General features: G+C 54.0%; 17 protein-coding genes and 3 tRNA genes. 17 read left to right on the plus strand and 3 right to left on the minus strand.

Features of this window, described 5'->3' with window-relative positions; genetic code table 11:
- Positions 1-18: 18 nt before the first annotated feature.
- Together asd and rsgA are read right to left on the minus strand one after the other, a co-directional pair.
- Positions 19-987: an archaetidylserine decarboxylase gene (gene asd / locus ACT9TW_RS07200; RefSeq protein ID WP_182063368.1), complete on the minus strand. Its 969-nt coding sequence runs from the start codon at positions 985-987 to the stop codon at positions 19-21.
- Between the two features lie 97 nt (positions 988-1,084).
- Positions 1,085-2,137 carry a small ribosomal subunit biogenesis GTPase RsgA gene (rsgA, locus tag ACT9TW_RS07205; protein ID WP_182063369.1) on the minus strand — a complete coding sequence of 351 codons (1,053 nt, stop codon included), beginning with the start codon at positions 2,135-2,137 and terminating at the stop codon, positions 1,085-1,087.
- Positions 2,138-2,244: 107 nt separating this feature from the next.
- Here rsgA and orn point away from each other — a divergent pair, with 107 nt between their 5' ends.
- The 4 genes from orn (at position 2,245) to ACT9TW_RS07225 (ending at position 3,305) form a co-directional block, all read left to right on the plus strand.
- The gene (gene orn / locus ACT9TW_RS07210; protein ID WP_182063370.1) at positions 2,245-2,790 is read left to right on the plus strand and encodes an oligoribonuclease; all 546 of its coding nucleotides are present in this window, start codon (positions 2,245-2,247) and stop codon (positions 2,788-2,790) included.
- 198 nt (positions 2,791-2,988) lie between these two features.
- A tRNA-Gly gene (locus ACT9TW_RS07215) sits at positions 2,989-3,064 on the plus strand.
- A gap of 44 nt (positions 3,065-3,108) precedes the next feature.
- Positions 3,109-3,184 (plus strand) — tRNA-Gly (locus ACT9TW_RS07220).
- 45 nt (positions 3,185-3,229) lie between these two features.
- Positions 3,230-3,305: transfer RNA gene (locus tag ACT9TW_RS07225), tRNA-Gly, on the plus strand.
- Between the two features lie 270 nt (positions 3,306-3,575).
- Here the strand turns inward: ACT9TW_RS07225 and queG are convergent.
- Positions 3,576-4,715 carry a tRNA epoxyqueuosine(34) reductase QueG gene (gene queG / locus ACT9TW_RS07230; protein WP_446491983.1) on the minus strand — a complete coding sequence of 380 codons (1,140 nt, stop codon included), beginning with the start codon at positions 4,713-4,715 and terminating at the stop codon, positions 3,576-3,578.
- On the opposite strand from queG, the gene nnr reads away from it, so the two are divergent.
- The 13 genes from nnr to rnr all read left to right on the plus strand — a co-directional run bounded on the left by nnr (position 4,714) and on the right by rnr (position 19,689).
- Complete coding sequence (nnr, locus tag ACT9TW_RS07235; RefSeq protein ID WP_446491984.1) at positions 4,714-6,237, plus strand: bifunctional ADP-dependent NAD(P)H-hydrate dehydratase/NAD(P)H-hydrate epimerase; 1,524 nt, start codon at positions 4,714-4,716, stop codon at positions 6,235-6,237. The genes queG and nnr overlap by 2 nt on opposite strands.
- Entirely contained in the window at positions 6,230-6,691 is a 462-nt protein-coding gene (gene tsaE / locus ACT9TW_RS07240; protein WP_014068611.1) for a tRNA (adenosine(37)-N6)-threonylcarbamoyltransferase complex ATPase subunit type 1 TsaE, read from the plus strand. Before nnr ends, tsaE begins: the two co-directional genes overlap by 8 nt.
- A 16-nt stretch (positions 6,692-6,707) precedes the next feature.
- Entirely contained in the window at positions 6,708-8,042 is a 1,335-nt protein-coding gene (gene amiB / locus ACT9TW_RS07245; protein ID WP_446491985.1) for an N-acetylmuramoyl-L-alanine amidase AmiB, read from the plus strand.
- 9 nt (positions 8,043-8,051) lie between these two features.
- Entirely contained in the window at positions 8,052-9,896 is a 1,845-nt protein-coding gene (gene mutL, locus ACT9TW_RS07250) for a DNA mismatch repair endonuclease MutL (RefSeq protein ID WP_182063374.1), read from the plus strand.
- Positions 9,889-10,839 carry a tRNA (adenosine(37)-N6)-dimethylallyltransferase MiaA gene (gene miaA / locus ACT9TW_RS07255; protein ID WP_446491986.1) on the plus strand — a complete coding sequence of 317 codons (951 nt, stop codon included), beginning with the start codon at positions 9,889-9,891 and terminating at the stop codon, positions 10,837-10,839. The genes mutL and miaA overlap by 8 nt, the downstream gene beginning before the upstream one ends.
- Positions 10,840-10,924: 85 nt before the next feature.
- Entirely contained in the window at positions 10,925-11,236 is a 312-nt protein-coding gene (gene hfq / locus ACT9TW_RS07260) for an RNA chaperone Hfq (protein ID WP_003855990.1), read from the plus strand.
- Between the two features lie 73 nt (positions 11,237-11,309).
- Positions 11,310-12,590 (plus strand): ribosome rescue GTPase HflX, encoded by a 1,281-nt coding sequence (gene hflX / locus ACT9TW_RS07265; protein ID WP_023310136.1) that lies wholly within the window; start codon positions 11,310-11,312, stop codon positions 12,588-12,590.
- Positions 12,591-12,646: 56 nt separating this feature from the next.
- The gene (gene hflK / locus ACT9TW_RS07270; RefSeq protein ID WP_014068617.1) at positions 12,647-13,912 is read left to right on the plus strand and encodes an FtsH protease activity modulator HflK; all 1,266 of its coding nucleotides are present in this window, start codon (positions 12,647-12,649) and stop codon (positions 13,910-13,912) included.
- A gap of 2 nt (positions 13,913-13,914) precedes the next feature.
- Positions 13,915-14,919, plus strand: a complete 1,005-nt coding sequence (gene hflC, locus ACT9TW_RS07275; protein WP_182063376.1) for a protease modulator HflC — start codon at positions 13,915-13,917, stop codon at positions 14,917-14,919.
- Positions 14,920-14,990: 71 nt separating this feature from the next.
- Positions 14,991-15,188, plus strand: coding sequence for a DUF2065 domain-containing protein (locus tag ACT9TW_RS07280; RefSeq protein WP_003855996.1), 198 nt, complete (start codon positions 14,991-14,993; stop codon positions 15,186-15,188).
- Between the two features lie 103 nt (positions 15,189-15,291).
- Positions 15,292-16,590, plus strand: a complete 1,299-nt coding sequence (locus ACT9TW_RS07285; RefSeq protein WP_182063377.1) for an adenylosuccinate synthase — start codon at positions 15,292-15,294, stop codon at positions 16,588-16,590.
- Positions 16,591-16,783: 193 nt separating this feature from the next.
- A complete protein-coding gene (gene nsrR / locus ACT9TW_RS07290; protein WP_182063378.1) occupies positions 16,784-17,209 on the plus strand; it encodes a nitric oxide-sensing transcriptional repressor NsrR in 426 nt (141 codons plus the stop codon).
- Between the two features lie 38 nt (positions 17,210-17,247).
- Entirely contained in the window at positions 17,248-19,689 is a 2,442-nt protein-coding gene (rnr, locus tag ACT9TW_RS07295; RefSeq protein ID WP_315687648.1) for a ribonuclease R, read from the plus strand.
- Positions 19,690-19,719: the final 30 nt, after the last annotated feature.

Here is a 19,719-nt window from a genome sequence, read left to right on the forward strand (position 1 = left end):
TCAGCGGTCCTTCTGTTGTTAGCCTTCGTCTTTTTTGTCGTCAACCAGTGGGCTGGCGTCGTGCTCTGCTGTTACCTCTTCTTCTGCCAGCGGAGCAGGCTCTGCGTCCGGCGTGGCGAAGGTTTCAGTAGAAACGGCCAGCGGCTGACCCAGTTTCGTTACTGACAGGCTTTCCAGCTGCTCTGCCAGGTTAACTTTACCCGGTGCAAACAGGTTAATAACCGTAGAGCCCAGCTTGAAGCGGCCCATTTCCTGGCCTTTCAGCAGTGCCACGGAGCCTTCGGCTTCGCCCGCAGGCCATGTCCAGCGCTTGATAACACCTTCGCGTGGCGGGGTGATGGTGCCCGCCCATACGGTTTCAATGCTGCCTACAATGGTAGCACCCACCAGAATCTGCGCCATTGGGCCAAATTCAGTATCAAACAGGCAGATGACGCGTTCGTTACGGGCGAACAGGTTCGGGACGTTCTGCGCGGTCAGGTGGTTCACAGAGAACAGGTCACCTGGCACATAGATCATTTCACGCAGGATGCCGTTGCATGGCATATGCACGCGGTGATAGTCGCGCGGCGAAAGATAGGTGGTGGCGAATGACCCATTGCGGAACAGGTCAGCCATCAGGTAATTACCCGCCAGCAGCGCTTCCAGGCTGTAGTTGTGGCCTTTCGCCTGTAAAATTTTGTCGTCTTCGATTTTACCGAGCTGGCTGATGACGCCGTCAGCAGGCATGACCAGCACGTTAGGATCGGTGTTTACCGGGCGAACGTCTTCGCGCAAGGGACGGACGAAGAACTCGTTGAAAGTGCGGTAGCTGGCTGTGTCCGGCTTCTGCGCCTCTTTCATATCGACCTTGTAGTATTTCACGAACAGGTCGATGACCAGTTTGGTCAGCCAGCCAGCTCGTTTGCTCGCGCCCCAGCCCGCCAGGCGAGTGAGCCACAGTTTTGGCAGAATGTATTGAAGCGAAAGTTTAAATGAGTTTAACAAGGTAGCCTCCAGGCCATTGTTTTGTCGTTCCTGATCCGGCATTACGCTGCCGGAACCTGAAAAAAGGGGACGATTTTAGCGATGCTTAGCTTAGTTGTCAGTTATCAGAATCAGAAAAGTTTTTACGCGTTTTTACGTCTTCCATGCTCTCAAGAATGCGGTGATAGTTTTCAAAGCGGGTTTCCGCAATTTCACCGTTCTCTACCGCTTCGCGGATAGCGCAACCCGGATCGTTATCGTGTTTGCAGTCGCGATATTTGCAAGCGCCTAAATAATCATGGAATTCGACAAAACCGTTGAAGATTTGTTCCGGCTCGAGGTGCCAGAGGCCGAATTCACGCACGCCCGGGGAGTCGATCACGTCGCCGCCATGGGGGAAGTGATACAGCCGCGAGGCGGTGGTGGTGTGCTGGCCCAGACCCGAGACATTGGACACATCGTTAGTCAGGATCTCTTGCTGGAGGCCAAGCAGGTTATTCAGCAGGCTGGATTTACCCACGCCGGATTGACCTGCAAAGATGCTGATCCGATCGGTCAGCGCTTCTTCTAACGGTTTCAGCCCATCTTTGGTGTGGCTGGAGACCATCAGCACGCGATAACCAATCTTGCGGTAGATATCCATCTGCTCGTTAACAAAGGCCATGCCGTCGTCATCCAGCAGATCGATTTTGTTCAACACGATGATCGGTTCAACCTGAAGCGTTTCGCAAGCAACGAGGTAGCGGTCGATGATATTGAGCGAAAGCTCCGGCAAAATCGCCGAAACGATGACGATCTGGTCAATGTTGGCAGCAATCGGTTTTACGCCATCATAGAAATCAGGGCGGGTCAGTACCGACGTGCGTTCATGCACGGCTTCAACGATACCTTTCACCGTCACGCCTTCCGCGGCTTCTTTGCCTGGACGCCAGACCACGCGGTCACCGGTAACCAGTGAACGGATGGTGCGACGGATATTACAACGGTGGATATCCCCGCCGGCGGATTCGACATCGGCATGCATACCAAAACGGCTAATCACGACACCTTCTGTCGCTTCGCCAAACAGGTTGTCGTCGTAATCCGGCTTCTCCGAAGTGGTTTTAAGACGGCGCTGGTGATTGGCGTTGACGCGGCGCTGCTGCCCTTTGGAGAGTTTATTTTTACTCAATCGCACTGGCTCCTGGTCGCCCGTGATGGGCAAAACCTCTATGATACACTCTAATTAATACTAGTTAACCTGCTACTGCCGGTTATGCGAGAAGGGTGGAAAATAACATGAGCGCAGATGAAAACAACCTGATTTGGATTGATCTTGAAATGACAGGGCTGGATCCCGAGCGCGATCGCATTATTGAGATTGCCACGCTGGTCACCGATGCAAACCTCAATATTCTGGCCGAAGGGCCAACCATTGCCGTTCACCAGTCTGATGAACAACTTGCGCTGATGGATGACTGGAACGTGCGTACCCACACCGGCAGCGGGCTGGTGGAACGCGTGAAAGCCAGTACGCAGGGCGATCGTGAGGCGGAACTGGCGACAATTGAGTTTCTGAAACAGTGGGTTCCGGAAGGGAAATCGCCTATCTGCGGTAACAGCATTGGCCAGGATCGCCGTTTCCTGTTTAAGTACATGCCGGAACTGGAAGCTTACTTCCACTACCGTTACCTGGATGTCAGTACCCTGAAAGAGCTGGCGCGTCGCTGGAAACCTGAAATCCTGGACGGCTTTAAAAAACAGGGCACCCATCAGGCGATGGACGATATCCGTGAGTCTGTAGCGGAACTGGCTTACTACCGCGAGAATTTCATTAAGCTGTGATTTTTGAGGCCCGGCACCCTTGCGCTGCCGGGTTTTTGTCGCTAAATTGTGCAGCTTGCTGATTAATTAATCATTTGAACAAGATTTCGAAAAAATCGCGTTCAGGGGGGTTGCAGCTAAAAGGATTTCTCGTATAATGCGCCTCCCGTAACGACAGAGAATTACACGTTACGACAGCAACAAAAGCAGTACAGATTTGCGGGAATAGCTCAGTTGGTAGAGCACGACCTTGCCAAGGTCGGGGTCGCGAGTTCGAGTCTCGTTTCCCGCTCCAAAATTTGAAAGTATCGCAAGATACGCCAGCACCAGAACACCCAAGCGGGAATAGCTCAGTTGGTAGAGCACGACCTTGCCAAGGTCGGGGTCGCGAGTTCGAGTCTCGTTTCCCGCTCCAAAATTTGAAAGTATCGCAAGATACGCACAGCACCAGAACACCCAAGCGGGAATAGCTCAGTTGGTAGAGCACGACCTTGCCAAGGTCGGGGTCGCGAGTTCGAGTCTCGTTTCCCGCTCCAAATTCTTCTTCTTCTCTAAAAAATCCACAGCGGAATAGTTCGTTGGGGACGTTTTCTATTGCATCTGAAATACTACTATAAACAGAGTTATCCACAGATCCTGTCGTTTACCTCACTGGGGTAAAAACTTCGCAGGGTGAATAGTATCGTTTTAATGTGTTGAATTTTATTAAGAAAATTTGATTTCAAAATGTTAAAGAGATCACTTGACCTGTTTGCAAAGCCCGATGGCGCCTGAGTTCTTATTTTTATACACAGGCTGTGAATAGTTCAGGCGTCCCGTGTAAGCCCTTTTTCAATCACCCTCACCAGGCGCTGTTTTTGCGGTAACTGCACTTCGACCAGGCAGGCATTTCGCTTCTCGATTTGCTGCGCAATCGCCCACTCTATGTGCTCGTCGAGAAGTGGGTGCTCACCTCTACGACTTTCCAGTGCCTGAATGTTGGCTTCATCCCAGGGAGCATTGCCCAGGGCAACAGCCACATTTCGGAGCCAGCGTAAATGTCCGATACGGCGGATAGCTGAACCTTCAGTGACTTTCAGGAACCAGGACTCGGTCCAGGCGAACAGCTCAATAAGCGGCGGAGCGTGCAGTGCCTTGCGCGGGCTAAAGTCTTCTTCATCGGTAAGCTGTGAATAGCGGTTCCACGGGCAAATTAGCTGGCAGTCGTCGCAACCGTAAATCCGGTTGCCAATGAGCGGACGGAACTCTTCCGGGATGGCGCCTTCCAGCTCGATAGTGAGATAAGATATGCAGCGGCGAGCGTCAACGGTGTAGGGCTCAACGATAGCACCCGTCGGGCAGATGGTCATACAGGCCACACACCGCCCGCAACCTTCTTCCACCGGCCCGTCTACCGGCAGCGGCAAATCAATGAGTAGCTCGCCCAGAAAGAAGAATGACCCGGCATCACGGCTAAGGATAAGTGAGTGCTTACCTGTCCAGCCAAGCCCGGCTTTTTCGGCGATTGGACGCTCAAGAATAGGCGCAGAATCGACAAAGGGTCTAAAATTCAGCGAAACACAGTGTTGCTGAATAGTTTCCCCGAGTTTTTTTAAGCGGTTACGCAGAAGCTTATGGTAATCACGCCCCAGGGCGTAACGGCTGACGTAACCCAATGAGGGATTTTTTAGCGTGCGGGCAAACGCCGCGTTGGCCGGCAGATAGTTCATACGCACGCTAATGACACGTAACGTGCCCGGCAAAAGCTCGTGTGGACGCGCACGCATCATGCCATGACGCGCCATCCACTCCATCTCGCCGTGGTATTGTTTGTCCAGCCAGGCCTGAAGTTTAGGCTCGCTGGCGGAAAGGTCTGTATCCGTAATACCGACCTTCTGGAAGCCAAGCTCAGCGCCCCACTGTTTAATTTTTTGCGCTAACTGATTGAGATCGAGGGGCTGTGACATGACGGACCATACGGTGAAGAAAAACCCCGCAAGTATACCACATTCCATCTGGGATGCGGATGCCCTGCGCCGCGCTGAAAAAGAGGCGGCAGACAGTCTCGGCCTCACCCTTTATGAACTTATGCAACGCGCAGGCGAGGCGGCATTTACCGTTTCCCGCACCCTTTATCCTCAGTCGACACACTGGCTCATTTTATGCGGACACGGCAATAACGGCGGGGATGGCTATGTGGTTGCCCGGCTGGCCGTGGCAGCGGGCATTCGTGTGACATTACTGGCGCTGGAGAGCAATAAACCGCTGCCGGAAGAAGCCAGCGCGGCGCGTGAAGCCTGGCTGAACGCGGGTGGTGTTATTCATGCGTCTGATATCGTCTGGCCGGATGATATCGAGGTGATAATTGATGGTCTGCTGGGCACCGGGTTGCGCAGTGCGCCGCGCGAAGGTGCCGCGGCATTGATAGAGCAAGCTAATGCCCACTCTGCACCAGTGGTTGCGCTGGACATTCCATCCGGGTTAATCGCGCAAACCGGGGCTACACCCGGCGCGGTTATCAAAGCTTGCCACACGGTGACGTTTATCGCCCTCAAACCCGGTTTGCTGACCGGCAAAGCGCGTGATGTGGTGGGTGTATTGCACCATAAGGCGCTGGGGCTGGATAACTGGCTTGCCGGGCAGGAAACACATATCGCCCGCTTTGATGCCTCAAAACTTGCGCAGTGGTTGCCACCGCGACGCCCGACATCCCATAAGGGCGATCATGGCAGGTTGGTGATTATTGGCGGGGATTATGGAACCGCAGGTGCCATTCGCATGGCCGGTGAGGCCGCAGTGCGCAGTGGTGCGGGATTAGTGCGAGTACTTACTCGCATCGAAAATATCGCCCCCATTATAACCGCACGCCCGGAACTGATGGTGCATGAGCTTACGCCTCAGACACTGGAAGAGAGCCTGGAATGGGCGGATGTCGTGGTCATTGGCCCTGGGCTTGGACAGCAAACCTGGGGTAAGCAGGCGCTACAAAAAACCGAGAATTTTCGTAAACCGATGCTGTGGGATGCCGACGCGCTGAACCTTCTGGCAATCAATCCTGATAAGCGTCACAATCGCATCCTGACACCACACCCCGGTGAAGCCGCGCGATTACTCAATTGCAGCGTTGCAGAAATTGAAAACGATCGCTTACTTTCTGCACAGCGTCTGGTAAAACGTTACGGGGGTGTTGCCGTTTTAAAAGGGGCGGGAACCGTCGTGGCCTGTGACGATGCGCAGGGCATTATCGATGCCGGTAACGCGGGAATGGCGAGCGGCGGTATGGGCGATGTGCTCTCTGGCATCATAGGTGCGTTGCTCGGACAGAAACTTCCCCTATATGATGCAGCCTGTGCGGGCTGCGTGGCACACGGTGCAGCCGCAGACAAGCTTGCGGCGCAATATGGTACACGCGGAATGCTGGCCACCGATCTTTTTTGCACGCTAAGGCGTGTTGTTAACCCGGATGTGATTGACGTAGAAAATGACTAATCGAGCGATTCCTTTACCTGACGAACAGGCAACTTTAGATCTCGGCAAGCGTGTGGCGCAGGCCTGTCAGGGTGCAACCGTCATTTATCTGTATGGTGATTTAGGCGCGGGTAAAACAACCTTCAGCCGTGGCTTTTTACAGGCGTTAGGCCATAACGGAAATGTGAAAAGCCCAACGTATACGCTGGTCGAGCCTTATACGCTTGAAAACCTGATGGTGTATCACTTCGACTTATACCGTCTTGCGGACCCAGAGGAGCTGGAGTTTATGGGGATCCGCGATTACTTTGCCAACGATGCCATCTGCCTGGTGGAGTGGCCGCAACAAGGTGCGGGTGTGTTACCTGACCCGGATGTCGAAATTCACTTAGATTACCAGGCACAAGGGCGTGAGGCACGCATCAGTGCTGTTTCCTCATCAGGTAATTCCTTACTGGCTCGTTTAGCCGGTTGAGCTTAGGGATAACGGGATGATTAATCGCGTTAAAGGTTGGTTGTTGGCTGCAACGGTGCTGCTGTGCGCACACGCCGGGGCGGCCAGTCTCTCGGATATTCAGGTATCGAATGGTGAAAGCCAGGCTCGGATTACGTTCAGCTTTATGGGCGATCCTGAGTATGCGTTTTCCCAAATCGATAGTCACAGCGTGGCGCTGGATATCAAGCAAACGGGTGTGGTCCAGGGGTTGCCGCTGCAATTTAGCGGAAATAACCTGGTAAAACGTATTCGTTCTGGCACGCCAAAAGACGATCAGTCGTTACGGCTGGTGGTCGATTTGACCGAAAAGGGCAAAACACAGGCGGTGAAGCAGCAAAATGGCGCGACCTATACGGTGGTCTTTACCATCAATGCTGACGCGCCACCACCGCCACCACCACCGCCAGTGGTCGTAAAACGCGTGGAAGAACCGGTATATACGCCGCGGACATCCACGCCGGCGCGTAATCCGTTTAAAACTGACAATGACCGTATCACTAGCGTGACCAGCAGCAATACGGTGACACGCCCTGCGGCCAGCGCGCGTGCGGTGAGCGGCGATAAAGTGATTATCGCTATCGATGCCGGGCATGGCGGGCAAGACCCAGGCGCCATCGGGCCTGGCGGCACGCAGGAAAAAAATGTCACTATCGCGATTGCCCGTAAGTTACGTGCGTTGCTCAATGATGACCCGATGTTTAAAGGCGTGCTGACCCGTGACGGCGATTACTTTATCTCCGTGATGGGGCGTTCGGATGTGGCGCGTAAGCAGAATGCGAACTTCCTGGTGTCGATTCATGCGGACGCCGCGCCAAATCGTGATGCTACCGGGGCGTCTGTCTGGGTGCTTTCCAACCGTCGTGCTAACAGCGAAATGGCAGGCTGGCTGGAACAACATGAGAAGCAGTCCGAACTGTTAGGCGGCGCGGGAGATGTGCTGGCAAACAGCCAGTCTGATCCGTACCTCAGCCAGGCGGTCCTGGATTTACAATTCGGCCATTCGCAGCGCGTCGGGTATGATGTGGCGACTAACGTATTGAGCCAGTTGCAAAGTGTGGGTGTGTTGCATAAACGTCGCCCGGAACATGCAAGCCTGGGCGTGTTACGTTCGCCAGATATTCCATCCATCCTCGTCGAGACGGGTTTCATCAGCAATAACGGTGAAGAGCGCTTGCTGGGGAGCGATAGCTATCAGCAGCAGATCGCGGATGCTATTTATAATGGTCTGCGTAAGTACTTTGATGCGCATCCGTTGCAGTCCGCACCACAGGGTGGTGCAGGGCAGACGGCCAGTGCGGCTTTGCCAGGTGAGATGACCGCCACAAATTAAGGAGCATTCATGCCGATTCAGGTTCTACCGCCGCAGCTTGCGAACCAAATCGCCGCCGGTGAGGTGGTGGAACGACCTGCGTCGGTAGTGAAAGAGCTGGTGGAAAACAGCCTTGATGCGGGGGCAACCCGCATTGATATTGATATCGAGCGCGGCGGTGCAAAGCTTATCCGCATTCGTGACAACGGCTGTGGCATCAAAAAAGACGAGCTGGCGCTGGCGCTGGCGCGTCATGCCACCAGTAAAATTGCCTCGCTTGACGATCTGGAAGCCATTATTAGCCTCGGCTTTCGCGGCGAGGCGCTGGCCAGTATCAGCTCCGTTTCCCGTCTGACACTCACCTCCCGCACGGCCGAACAGCAAGAAGCCTGGCAAGCCTACGCCGAAGGGCGCGACATGGATGTGACGGTCAAGCCTGCTGCTCATCCTGTCGGGACCACGCTGGAAGTGTTAGATCTGTTCTACAACACGCCTGCCCGGCGCAAATTCATGCGCACCGAAAAGACCGAATTTGGCCATATTGACGAAATTATCCGTCGTATCGCGCTGGCACGATTTGACGTCACCATTAACCTCAGCCATAACGGCAAGGTGATGCGCCAGTACCGTGCCGTGGCGGAAGGGGGACAGAAAGAGCGCCGCCTGGGTGCCATTTGCGGGACGCCTTTTCTGGAGCAGGCGCTGGCGATCGAATGGCAGCATGGCGATCTGGCCCTGCACGGTTGGGTGGCTGATCCTAAGACATCCAGCGCGGCATTCGCGGAGATTCAGTATTGCTATGTGAATGGCCGTATGATGCGCGACCGCCTGATTAACCACGCCATTCGCCAGGCGTGTGAAGACAAACTCGGGGCCGATCAGCAGCCCGCGTTTGTGCTGTATCTGGAGATTGACCCGCATCAGGTCGACGTGAACGTGCATCCTGCCAAGCATGAAGTGCGTTTCCACCAGTCGCGTCTGGTACATGATTTTATCTACCAGGGCGTGCTGAGCGTGTTGCAGCAACAGGCCGAACCCGCGCTACCGCTGCAAAATGAAGAACCTGTACCGCGCTCTCTGCCGGAAAACCGTGTGGCCGCGGGGCGCAACCATTTTGCAGAACCTGCGGTTGCGCGTGAACCAGCGGCGCCGCGTTTCTCGTCAGCGGGGAACACTTCGCGCCCGACCGGCGCTAACTATCCAAACGCACAGCCCGGCTACCAAAAGCAGCAGGGGGCGTTGTACCGTAAATTGCTCGACACCCCAGCCGTGGAACGTAAAGAGCACATTGAGGTACCGGCGCCTTCACTGGAAGGGCATAGCCAGAGCTTTGGCCGGGTACTGACGATTATCACCCCGGATATGGCGTTGCTTGAGCGTGAGGGCAAGCTGGCGCTACTGGCGCTGCCGGTTGCTGAGCGTTGGCTTAAGCAAGCGCAACTGACGCCTGGGGCGAACGCAGCGTGCGCTCAACCACTGTTGATCCCGGTGCGTTTAAAGATATCCCCACAAGAGCTGGCGGTATTACAGCGTGCGACAGAGCAACTTGCAGAGATGGGCATTGAATTTGTGTTAGAAGCACAGCATGTGACAATTCGTGCAGTGCCTTTACCCTTACGCCAACAAAATTTACAAAACTTGATTCCTGAACTGATAGGCTACCTGGCGCAGCAAACAACGTTTGTTGCCGCCAATACCGCGCAGTGGATAGCCCGCCATCTGGCGAGTGAACACAATCCGTGGAGTATGGCGCAGGCGATTACCGTGCTGGCAGAGGTTGAGCGCCTTTGTCCGCAGCTAGTGAAAACGCCGCCGGGTGGTTTATTGCAACCTGTTGATTTAAAAACGGCGATGACCGCCCTGAAACATGATTGATGTAAGCAAGGCGAGCCTGCCTAAGGCACTATTTTTGATGGGGCCAACGGCCTCCGGCAAAACGGCATTAGCTATTGAGTTACGTAAAGTTTTGCCCGTAGAGTTGATTAGCGTTGATTCTGCCCTCATCTATCGAGGGATGGATATCGGCACGGCAAAGCCGAACGCAGATGAACTGCGCGCGGCACCGCACCGGTTACTGGATATTCTCGACCCGTCGCAGGCGTATTCCGCAGCAGATTTTCGCCGGGATGCGCTGGAGCAGATGGCCGAGATAACCGCTGCGGGACGAATCCCGCTGTTGGTTGGCGGGACTATGCTCTACTTTAAGGCGCTGCTGGAAGGGTTATCTCCTTTGCCATCAGCGGATCCTGAGGTAAGAGCGAAGATTGAGCAGCAGGCGGCAGAGCAAGGATGGGACGTTTTGCATAAGCAACTGGAGGAGATTGACCCGGTTGCCGCAGCACGGATTCATCCAAATGATCCGCAAAGGCTTTCCCGGGCACTGGAAGTTTTTTTCATTTCGGGTAAAACTTTAACGGAACTGACGCAAACGTCAGGAGAAGCTCTGCCGTATCAGGTGCATCAGTTCGCCATCGCCCCGGCGAGCCGTGAACTGCTCCATCAGCGAATTGAGCAGCGTTTTCATCAGATGTTAGCTTCAGATTTTGAAGCAGAAGTGCGGGCGCTCTTTGCCCGTGGAGATTTGCATACGGATATGCCTTCCATTCGTTGTGTGGGATACCGCCAGATGTGGTCGTATCTTGAAGGTGAGATTTCATACGATGAAATGGTTTATAGAGGTGTTTGCGCCACGAGGCAGTTAGCGAAGCGCCAGATAACCTGGTTACGCGGTTGGGAGGGTGTTCACTGGTTAGACAGTGAAAAACCACAACAAGCGCTAAACGAGGTGATTGAGGTTGTTGGTGATATCGCTCACTGAATGTGTACAATTGAGACGTATCGTGCGCAATTTTTCAGAATCGCAAGGTTCTAAGTACAAAACAAGCATATAAGGAAAAGATAGAATGGCTAAGGGGCAATCTTTACAAGATCCGTTCCTGAACGCATTGCGTCGGGAACGTGTTCCAGTTTCTATTTATTTGGTGAATGGTATTAAGCTGCAAGGTCAGATTGAGTCTTTCGATCAGTTCGTGATCCTGTTGAAAAACACGGTCAGTCAGATGGTCTACAAGCACGCTATCTCTACTGTTGTTCCGTCCCGTCCGGTCTCCCATCACAGCAATAACGCTGGCGGCGGCACAGGCAGTAACTACCATCATGGCAGCAACGCGCAGGGTTCTTCAACGCCTGCGCAGGACAGCGAAGAGACCGAGTAAGGTTTCTGCTGTTATCCACACGGGGAGCCAGCGATCCTGCGTTCCCCGCTGATCTTTTTAGAGGGTTATACGCTTGTTTGACCGTTATGATGCCGGTGAGCAGGCGGTGCTGGTACACATCTATTTTTCGCAAGACAAAGATATGGAAGACCTCCAGGAGTTTGAATCTCTGGTCTCTTCCGCCGGTGTCGAAGCAATGCAGGTGATTACCGGTAGCCGTAAAGCGCCGCACCCAAAGTATTTTGTTGGTGAAGGTAAAGCAGTTGAAATTGCGGATGCCGTAAAAGCAACCGGCGCCTCAGTCGTGTTGTTTGATCATGCGCTGTCTCCAGCCCAGGAACGCAACCTGGAAGCCCTTTGCGAATGCCGTGTTATCGATCGCACGGGTTTGATTTTAGATATTTTTGCTCAGCGTGCGCGTACCCACGAAGGTAAGTTGCAGGTTGAGCTGGCGCAGCTGCGCCATCTGGCAACGCGACTTGTGCGTGGCTGGACCCACCTTGAAAGACAAAAAGGCGGGATTGGTTTGCGCGGTCCGGGGGAAACCCAGCTCGAAACCGACCGCCGTCTGTTGCGTGGCCGTATTACCCAGATCCTCTCGCGGCTGGAAAGAGTTGAGAAGCAGCGTGAGCAGGGGCGTCGGGCGCGAACAAAAGCCGACATCCCGACGGTGTCGCTGGTGGGGTATACCAACGCCGGTAAATCCACCCTGTTTAACCAGATTACTGAGGCCCAGGTTTATGCCGCAGACCAACTGTTTGCGACCCTGGACCCTACGCTGCGCCGTATTGACGTGGCAGACGTAGGTGAAACAGTTCTGGCGGATACCGTTGGGTTTATCCGCCATCTGCCGCATGACCTGGTGGCGGCATTTAAGGCCACATTGCAGGAAACGCGACAGGCGACTCTGCTGTTGCACGTCATTGACGCAGCAGACGTTCGTGTGCAGGAAAATATTGATGCAGTTAACGTGGTGCTGGAAGAAATTGACGCCCACGAAATCCCAACGCTGTTGGTGATGAACAAGATCGATATGCTGGACGATTTTGAACCGCGTATTGATCGAGATGAAGAGAACAAACCGATTCGGGTCTGGCTTTCCGCTCAGACCGGTATTGGTGTGCCACTGCTTTTCCAGGCTTTGACAGAACGTCTTTCCGGTGAGGTAGCACAGCACACGCTGCGATTGCCGCCACAGGAAGGCAGGCTGCGCAGCCGGTTTTATCAGCTTCAGGCGATAGAAAAAGAGTGGATGGAGGATGACGGCAGCGTGGGGATGCAGGTGCGTATGCCGATCGTTGACTGGCGTCGCCTCTGTAAACAAGAACCTGCGCTGGTCGACTATATCGTCTGACCAGAAAGGGGATGCCTGAATAATTCGCCCTTGCATAACAAATATGGAGCATATACATGGCGTGGAATCAGCCCGGTAATAACGGACAAGACCGCGACCCGTGGGGAAGCAGCAATAATCAAGGCGGCAACTCTGGGGGAAATGGCAACAAAGGTGGTCGCGAGCAGGGGCCGCCGGATCTGGATGATATCTTCCGCAAACTAAGCAAGAAGCTTGGTGGTCTTGGCGGAGGTAAAGGTTCTGGCTCGGGTGGAAATGCTCCACAGGGGCCGCGCCCGCAAATGGGTGGCCGCATAGTGGGCATTGCTGCCGCTGCTGTGGTGATCATCTGGGCTGCCAGCGGATTCTACACCATTAAAGAAGCAGAACGCGGCGTAGTCACCCGTTTCGGTAAGTTCAGCCATCTGGTTGAACCGGGCCTGAACTGGAAGCCAACGTTCATTGACGACGTGACCGCGGTAAACGTGGAGTCCGTGCGTGAACTGGCTGCATCTGGCGTGATGCTGACGTCTGACGAAAACGTAGTGCGCGTTGAGATGAACGTGCAGTACCGCGTGACCGATCCTGAACGTTATCTGTTTAGCGTGACCAGTGCTGATGACAGCCTGCGTCAGGCCACTGACAGCGCGCTGCGTGGTGTTATCGGTAAATACACCATGGATCGCATCCTGACCGAAGGTCGTACCGTTATTCGTAGCGATACCCAGCGTGAGCTGGAAGAGACCATTCGCCCGTACAACATGGGTATCACCCTGCTGGACGTTAACTTCCAGGCTGCTCGTCCGCCGGAAGAGGTGAAAGCGGCGTTTGACGATGCAATTGCTGCACGTGAAAACGAACAGCAGTACATCCGTGAAGCGGAAGCCTACACCAACGAAGTTCAGCCGCGTGCTAACGGTCAGGCGCAGCGTATTCTTGAAGAAGCGCGTGCGTACAAGACTCAGACCATCCTGGAAGCTCAGGGTGAAGTGGCTCGTTTCGCGAAGATCCTGCCTGAATATAAAGCGGCTCCGGAAATTACCCGTGAACGTCTGTATATCGAGACCATGGAAAAAGTGCTGAGCCATACGCGTAAAGTGCTGGTTAACGACAGTAAAGGTGGAAACCTGATGGTTCTGCCGTTGGATCAGATGCTGAAAGGCGGTTCTGCGCCTGCGGCGAAGTCGTCAGACAACAGCGGTGCTAACAACCTGCTGCGTCTGCCGCCAGCCTCATCAGGCAGCTCCAGTGCGACCACGACGCCTTCTTCGAACGATGGTGACATCATGGACCAACGCCGTGCTAACGCGCAGCGTAACGACTACCAGCGTCAGGGGGAATAAGGATGCGTAAGTCAGTTATTGCGATCATCATCATCGTACTGGTCGTGCTTTATACCTCTATTTTCGTTGTGAAAGAGGGCGAACGTGGGATCACCCTGCGTTTTGGTAAAGTTCTGCGTGACAGCGAGAACAAACCTCTGGTTTATGCACCAGGCCTGCATTTTAAAATTCCAATGATTGAATCGGTGAAAACGCTCGACGCCCGTATCCAGACTATGGATAACCAGGCCGATCGTTTCGTGACCAAAGAGAAGAAAGACCTGATCGTTGATTCGTACATCAAATGGCGTATCAGTGATTTCAGCCGCTACTACCTGGCAACGGGCGGTGGTGACGTTTCTCAGGCAGAAGTGCTGCTGAAACGTAAGTTCTCTGACCGTCTGCGTTCTGAGATTGGCCGTCTGGATGTGAAAGACATCGTGACCGATTCCCGCGGTCGTCTGACGCTGGAAGTACGCGATGCGCTGAACTCCGGTTCTGCGGGTACAGAAGACGAAGTCTCTACCCCGGCCGCGGATGACGCGATTGCCAAAGCGGCTGAGCGCGTTCAGGCTGAAACCAATGGCAAAGTGCCGGTGATCAACCCGAACAGTATGGCTGCACTGGGTATCGAAGTGGTTGACGTGCGAATCAAGCAGATCAACCTGCCTGCGGAAGTGTCCGATGCGATCTACAACCGTATGCGCGCCGAGCGTGAAGCGGTAGCCCGTCGTCACCGTTCACAGGGTCAGGAAGAGGCTGAGAAGCTGCGTGCAGCCGCGGACTACGAAGTGACCAAGACGCTTGCTGAGTCTGAACGTCAGGGGCGTATCTTGCGAGGTGAAGGTGATGCCGAAGCGGCGAAACTGTTCGCTGATGCATTCAGCCAGGATCCAGACTTCTATGCCTTTATCCGTAGCTTGCGTGCTTACGAGAATAGCTTCCAGAGCAACCAGGATGTGATGGTGCTCAGCCCGGACAGCGATTTCTTCCGTTATATGAAGACGCCAGCTAACGCGACGCGATAAACTCAGGCTCGTTTGAGTTTTCAAACCACCGCTCTTAATGGAGCGGTGGTTTTCTTTTATAAGGAACCAAAATGAATTCAACGATCTGGCTGGCGCTGGCGCTTGTTTTAGTCCTGGAAGGGTTGGGCCCAATGCTTTATCCGCGTGCCTGGCGTCGTATGATCGCCACAATGAGCCAGCTTCCGGATAATATTTTGCGCCGATTTGGCGGTGGTCTTGTGGTTGCTGGCATCGTTATCTACTACATGTTGAGGAAAACGATTGGCTGATCAAAAAGTGGTCGGATTTGGCATCTTTGGGGGTCAAAAAGTGCTGTATATCTGAAAAAGCGATGGTAGAATCCATTTTTAAGCAAACGGTGATTTTGAAAAAATGGGTAACAACGTCGTCGTACTGGGCACCCAATGGGGTGACGAAGGTAAAGGGAAGATTGTTGATCTTCTGACTGAACGGGCTAAATATGTTGTACGCTACCAGGGCGGTCACAACGCAGGCCATACTCTCGTAATCAACGGTGAAAAAACCGTCCTCCATCTTATTCCATCAGGTATTCTTCGCGAAAACGTCACCAGCATCATCGGTAACGGCGTTGTGCTGTCTCCAGCTGCGCTGATGAAAGAGATGAAAGGTCTGGAAGACCGTGGTATCCCTGTTCGTGAGCGTCTGCTGCTCTCTGAAGCGTGCCCGCTGATCCTGGATTATCATGTGGCGCTGGACGTAGCGCGTGAAAAAGCGCGTGGCGCGAAAGCTATCGGCACTACTGGCCGTGGTATTGGGCCGGCTTACGAAGACAAAGTTGCACGTCGCGGTCTGCGCGTAGGCGACCTCTTCGACAAAGCAACCTTCGCTGACAAACTGAAAGAAGTGATGGAATATCACAACTTCCAGCTGGTGAACTTCTACAAAACTGACGCTGTTGACTACCAGAAAGTGCTGGATGACGTCATGGCGATTGCTGACATCCTGACCGGTATGGTTGTTGATGTGTCCGATCTGCTGGACCAGGCGCGCAAGCGTGGCGATTTCGTCATGTTCGAAGGTGCGCAGGGTACGCTGCTGGATATCGACCACGGTACCTATCCGTACGTAACCTCCTCTAACACCACTGCAGGTGGCGTGGCGACGGGTTCTGGCCTGGGTCCACGTTATGTGGATTACGTACTGGGCATCATCAAAGCATACTCCACTCGCGTGGGTGCAGGTCCATTCCCGACTGAGCTGTTTGATGATATCGGCGAGTTCCTGTGCAAGCAGGGTAACGAGTTTGGCGCCACTACTGGCCGTCGTCGTCGTACCGGCTGGCTGGATGCGGTTGCAGTGCGTCGCGCAGTACAGATCAACTCCCTGTCTGGCTTCTGCCTGACTAAGCTGGACGTTCTGGACGGCCTGAAAGAAGTGAAAATCTGTGTGGGCTACCGGATGCCAGATGGCCGCGAAGTGACTACCACTCCGCTGGCAGCTGACGACTGGGAAGGCATCGAGCCAATCTACGAAACCATGCCGGGCTGGTCTGAAACCACCTTCGGTGTGAAAGAGCGTAGTGGCCTGCCACAGGCAGCGCTGGATTACATCAAGCGTATTGAAGAACTGACCGAAGTGCCGATTGATATTATTTCTACCGGCCCGGATCGTACTGAAACGATGATTCTGCGCGACCCGTTCGACGCATAATCTTTGTTGCTGCTGGCCTGCGGGGAAACCCGTAGGTCAGATAAAGCGTAGCGCCATCCGGCTAACGCTCTTAGATCCCCGCTTTTTCGCCCCGTCTGTCAAATAAATTAGCCGCCAACTATCTGGCTGGTTTATCATCATTAATGAATATCTCTGCGGTTTGACCGCGTTTTCCCTTTTTCCTGAGGTTGATGTGCAGTTAACAAGTTTCACCGATTACGGCTTACGCGCGCTGATTTACATGGCGTCGTTACCCGATGGGAAAATGACCAGTATCTCTGAAGTGACAGAGGTCTACGGTGTGTCCCGTAATCATATGGTCAAAATAATCAATCAACTTAGTCGTGCCGGATATGTTGCTGCCGTCCGCGGGAAGAATGGCGGGATCCGCCTTGGGAAACCGGCGCAGAGTATCCGGGTTGGGGATGTGGTACGTGAACTGGAGCCATTGTCTCTGGTGAATTGCAGCAGCGAGTTCTGCCACATTACGCCCGCTTGCCGTCTGAAACAGGCACTTTCTAAGGCCGTGCAAAGTTTTCTCAAGGAACTGGATGACTACACGCTGGCCGATTTGGTTGAAGAGAATCAACCGCTTTATAAATTATTGCTGGTGGAATGAAGAAAATGTCCACCGGAGCTGACAACGGAGGAACCGATATGTCACATGATCCTTTCCAGGAACGCGAAGCCGAAAAATACGCGAATCCAATCCCAAGCCGCGAGTTCATCATTGAACACTTAACAAAACGCGAAAAACCCGCCAATCGTGAAGAACTTGCCGCTGAATTAAACATTGAAGGTGAAGAGCAAATTGAAGCCCTTCGCCGCCGCCTGCGCGCCATGGAGCGCGATGGGCAGTTGGTCTTTACCCGCCGCCAGTGCTACGCCCTGCCGGAACGCCTTGATCTACTGAAAGGGATCGTCATTGGTCACCGTGATGGCTACGGCTTCCTGCGCGTGGAAGGACGTAAAGATGACCTGTACCTGTCATCCGAACAGATGAAAATGTGTATTCATGGCGATCAAATCCTTGCTCAGCCGCTGGGTGCCGACCGTAAAGGCCGTCGCGAAGCGCGCGTTGTGCGCATTCTTGTGCCGAAGACCAGCCAGATTGTTGGCCGCTATTTTACCGATGCAGGCGTTGGTTTTGTGGTGCCGGATGATAGCCGCCTCAGTTTCGATATCCTGATCCCACCGGAAGAGGTAATGGGCGCGCGGATGGGCTTTGTGGTGGTGGTCGAACTGACCCAGCGCCCGACTCGTCGCACCAAAGCGGTCGGTAAAATTGTTGAAGTACTTGGCGATAACATGGGTACGGGCATGGCGGTCGATATGGCGCTGCGCACCCATGAAATCCCGTACGTTTGGCCAAAAGCCGTTGAAGAGCAGATTGTCGGCCTGAAAGAAGTTGTGCCGGAAGAGTCAAAAGCAGGCCGAGTGGACCTGCGCTCCCTGCCGCTGGTCACGATTGATGGCGAAGATGCGCGTGACTTCGATGATGCCGTGTACTGCGAGAAAAAACGCGGTGGCGGCTGGCGCTTGTGGGTGGCTATCGCCGACGTAAGCTATTACGTTCGCCCGCATACCCCGCTGGATAATGAAGCCCGCAGCCGTGGTACATCGGTTTACTTCCCGTCTCAGGTTGTTCCGATGCTGCCGGAAGTGCTGTCTAACGGTCTGTGCTCCCTGAACCCGCAGGTTGATCGTCTGTGTATGGTGTGTGAGATGACCATCTCCACCAAAGGCCGCTTAACGGGTTATAAGTTCTACGAAGCGGTGATGAGCTCTCATGCGCGTCTGACCTATACCAAGGTCTGGCATATGCTTCAGGGCGATCAGGATCTGCGTGAACAATACGCACCGCTGGTTAAACATATCGAAGAGCTGCACAACCTGTATAAAACACTGGATCAGGCGCGTGAAGAGCGCGGCGGGATCTCGTTCGAAAGCGAAGAGGCGAAGTTTATCTTCAACGCTGAACGCCGTATCGAGCGTATTGAGCAGACGCAGCGTAACGATGCGCACAAGCTGATTGAAGAGTGCATGATTCTGGCGAACATCTCTGCGGCGCGTTTCGTTGAAAAAGCCAAAGAGCCGGCACTGTTCCGTATCCACGATAAACCAAGCACCGAAGCGATTACCGCATTCCGTACTGTTCTGGCCGAGTTAGGTCTTGAACTGCCGGGCGGCAACAAACCGGAGCCGCGTGATTACGCTGAACTGCTGGAGTCCATCGGCGATCGCCCGGACCATGAAATGCTGCAAACCATGCTGCTGCGTTCCATGAAGCAGGCAATTTACGATCCAGAAAACCGGGGTCACTTTGGTCTGGCGTTGCAGTCTTATGCGCACTTTACGTCGCCTATCCGTCGTTACCCGGATCTCTCCTTGCACCGTGCGATTAAGTATCTGCTGGCGCAAGAGCAAGGACATAAGGGCAACACCACGGAAACGGGTGGTTATCACTACTCGATGGAAGAGATGTTGCAACTGGGTCAGCACTGCTCCATGACCGAACGCCGCGCTGATGAAGCCACGCGTGAAGTTTCAGACTGGCTGAAGTGCGACTTTATGCTGGATCAGGTCGGTAATGTCTTCAAGGGCGTGATTGCCAGCGTGACAGGCTTTGGTTTCTTTGTTCGTCTCGACGATCTGTTTATCGATGGTCTGGTGCATGTGTCCAGTCTGGATAACGACTACTACCGCTTTGACCAGGTCGGCCAGCGTCTGATTGGCGAGTCTGGTGGCCAGACTTATCGCCTGGGCGATCGCGTGGAAGTGAAAGTCGAAGCCGTTAACATGGACGAGCGTAAAATCGACTTCAGCCTGATTTCCAGCGAGCGTGGCCCACGTAATGTTGGCAAAACCGTGCGTGAGAAAGCAAAAAAAGGCGGAAACGGTAACCCGAACGGCAAGCGCCGTCAGGCCGGTAAAAAGGTAAACTTTGAGCCGGACAGCGCCTTCCGTGGCGAGAAGAAACAGAAGCCGAAGGCAGCGAAGAAAGAAGCTCGTTCAGCGAAAAAACCTTCCGCTAAGACCCAGAAAATTGCCGCCGCCGCCAAAGCGAAGCGCGCGGCGAAGAAAAAGCAGGCGGAGTAATTCCGCCCCTCACCCTGACCCTCTCCCCAC

The organism is Enterobacter sp. C4G1 (assembly GCF_052886895.1).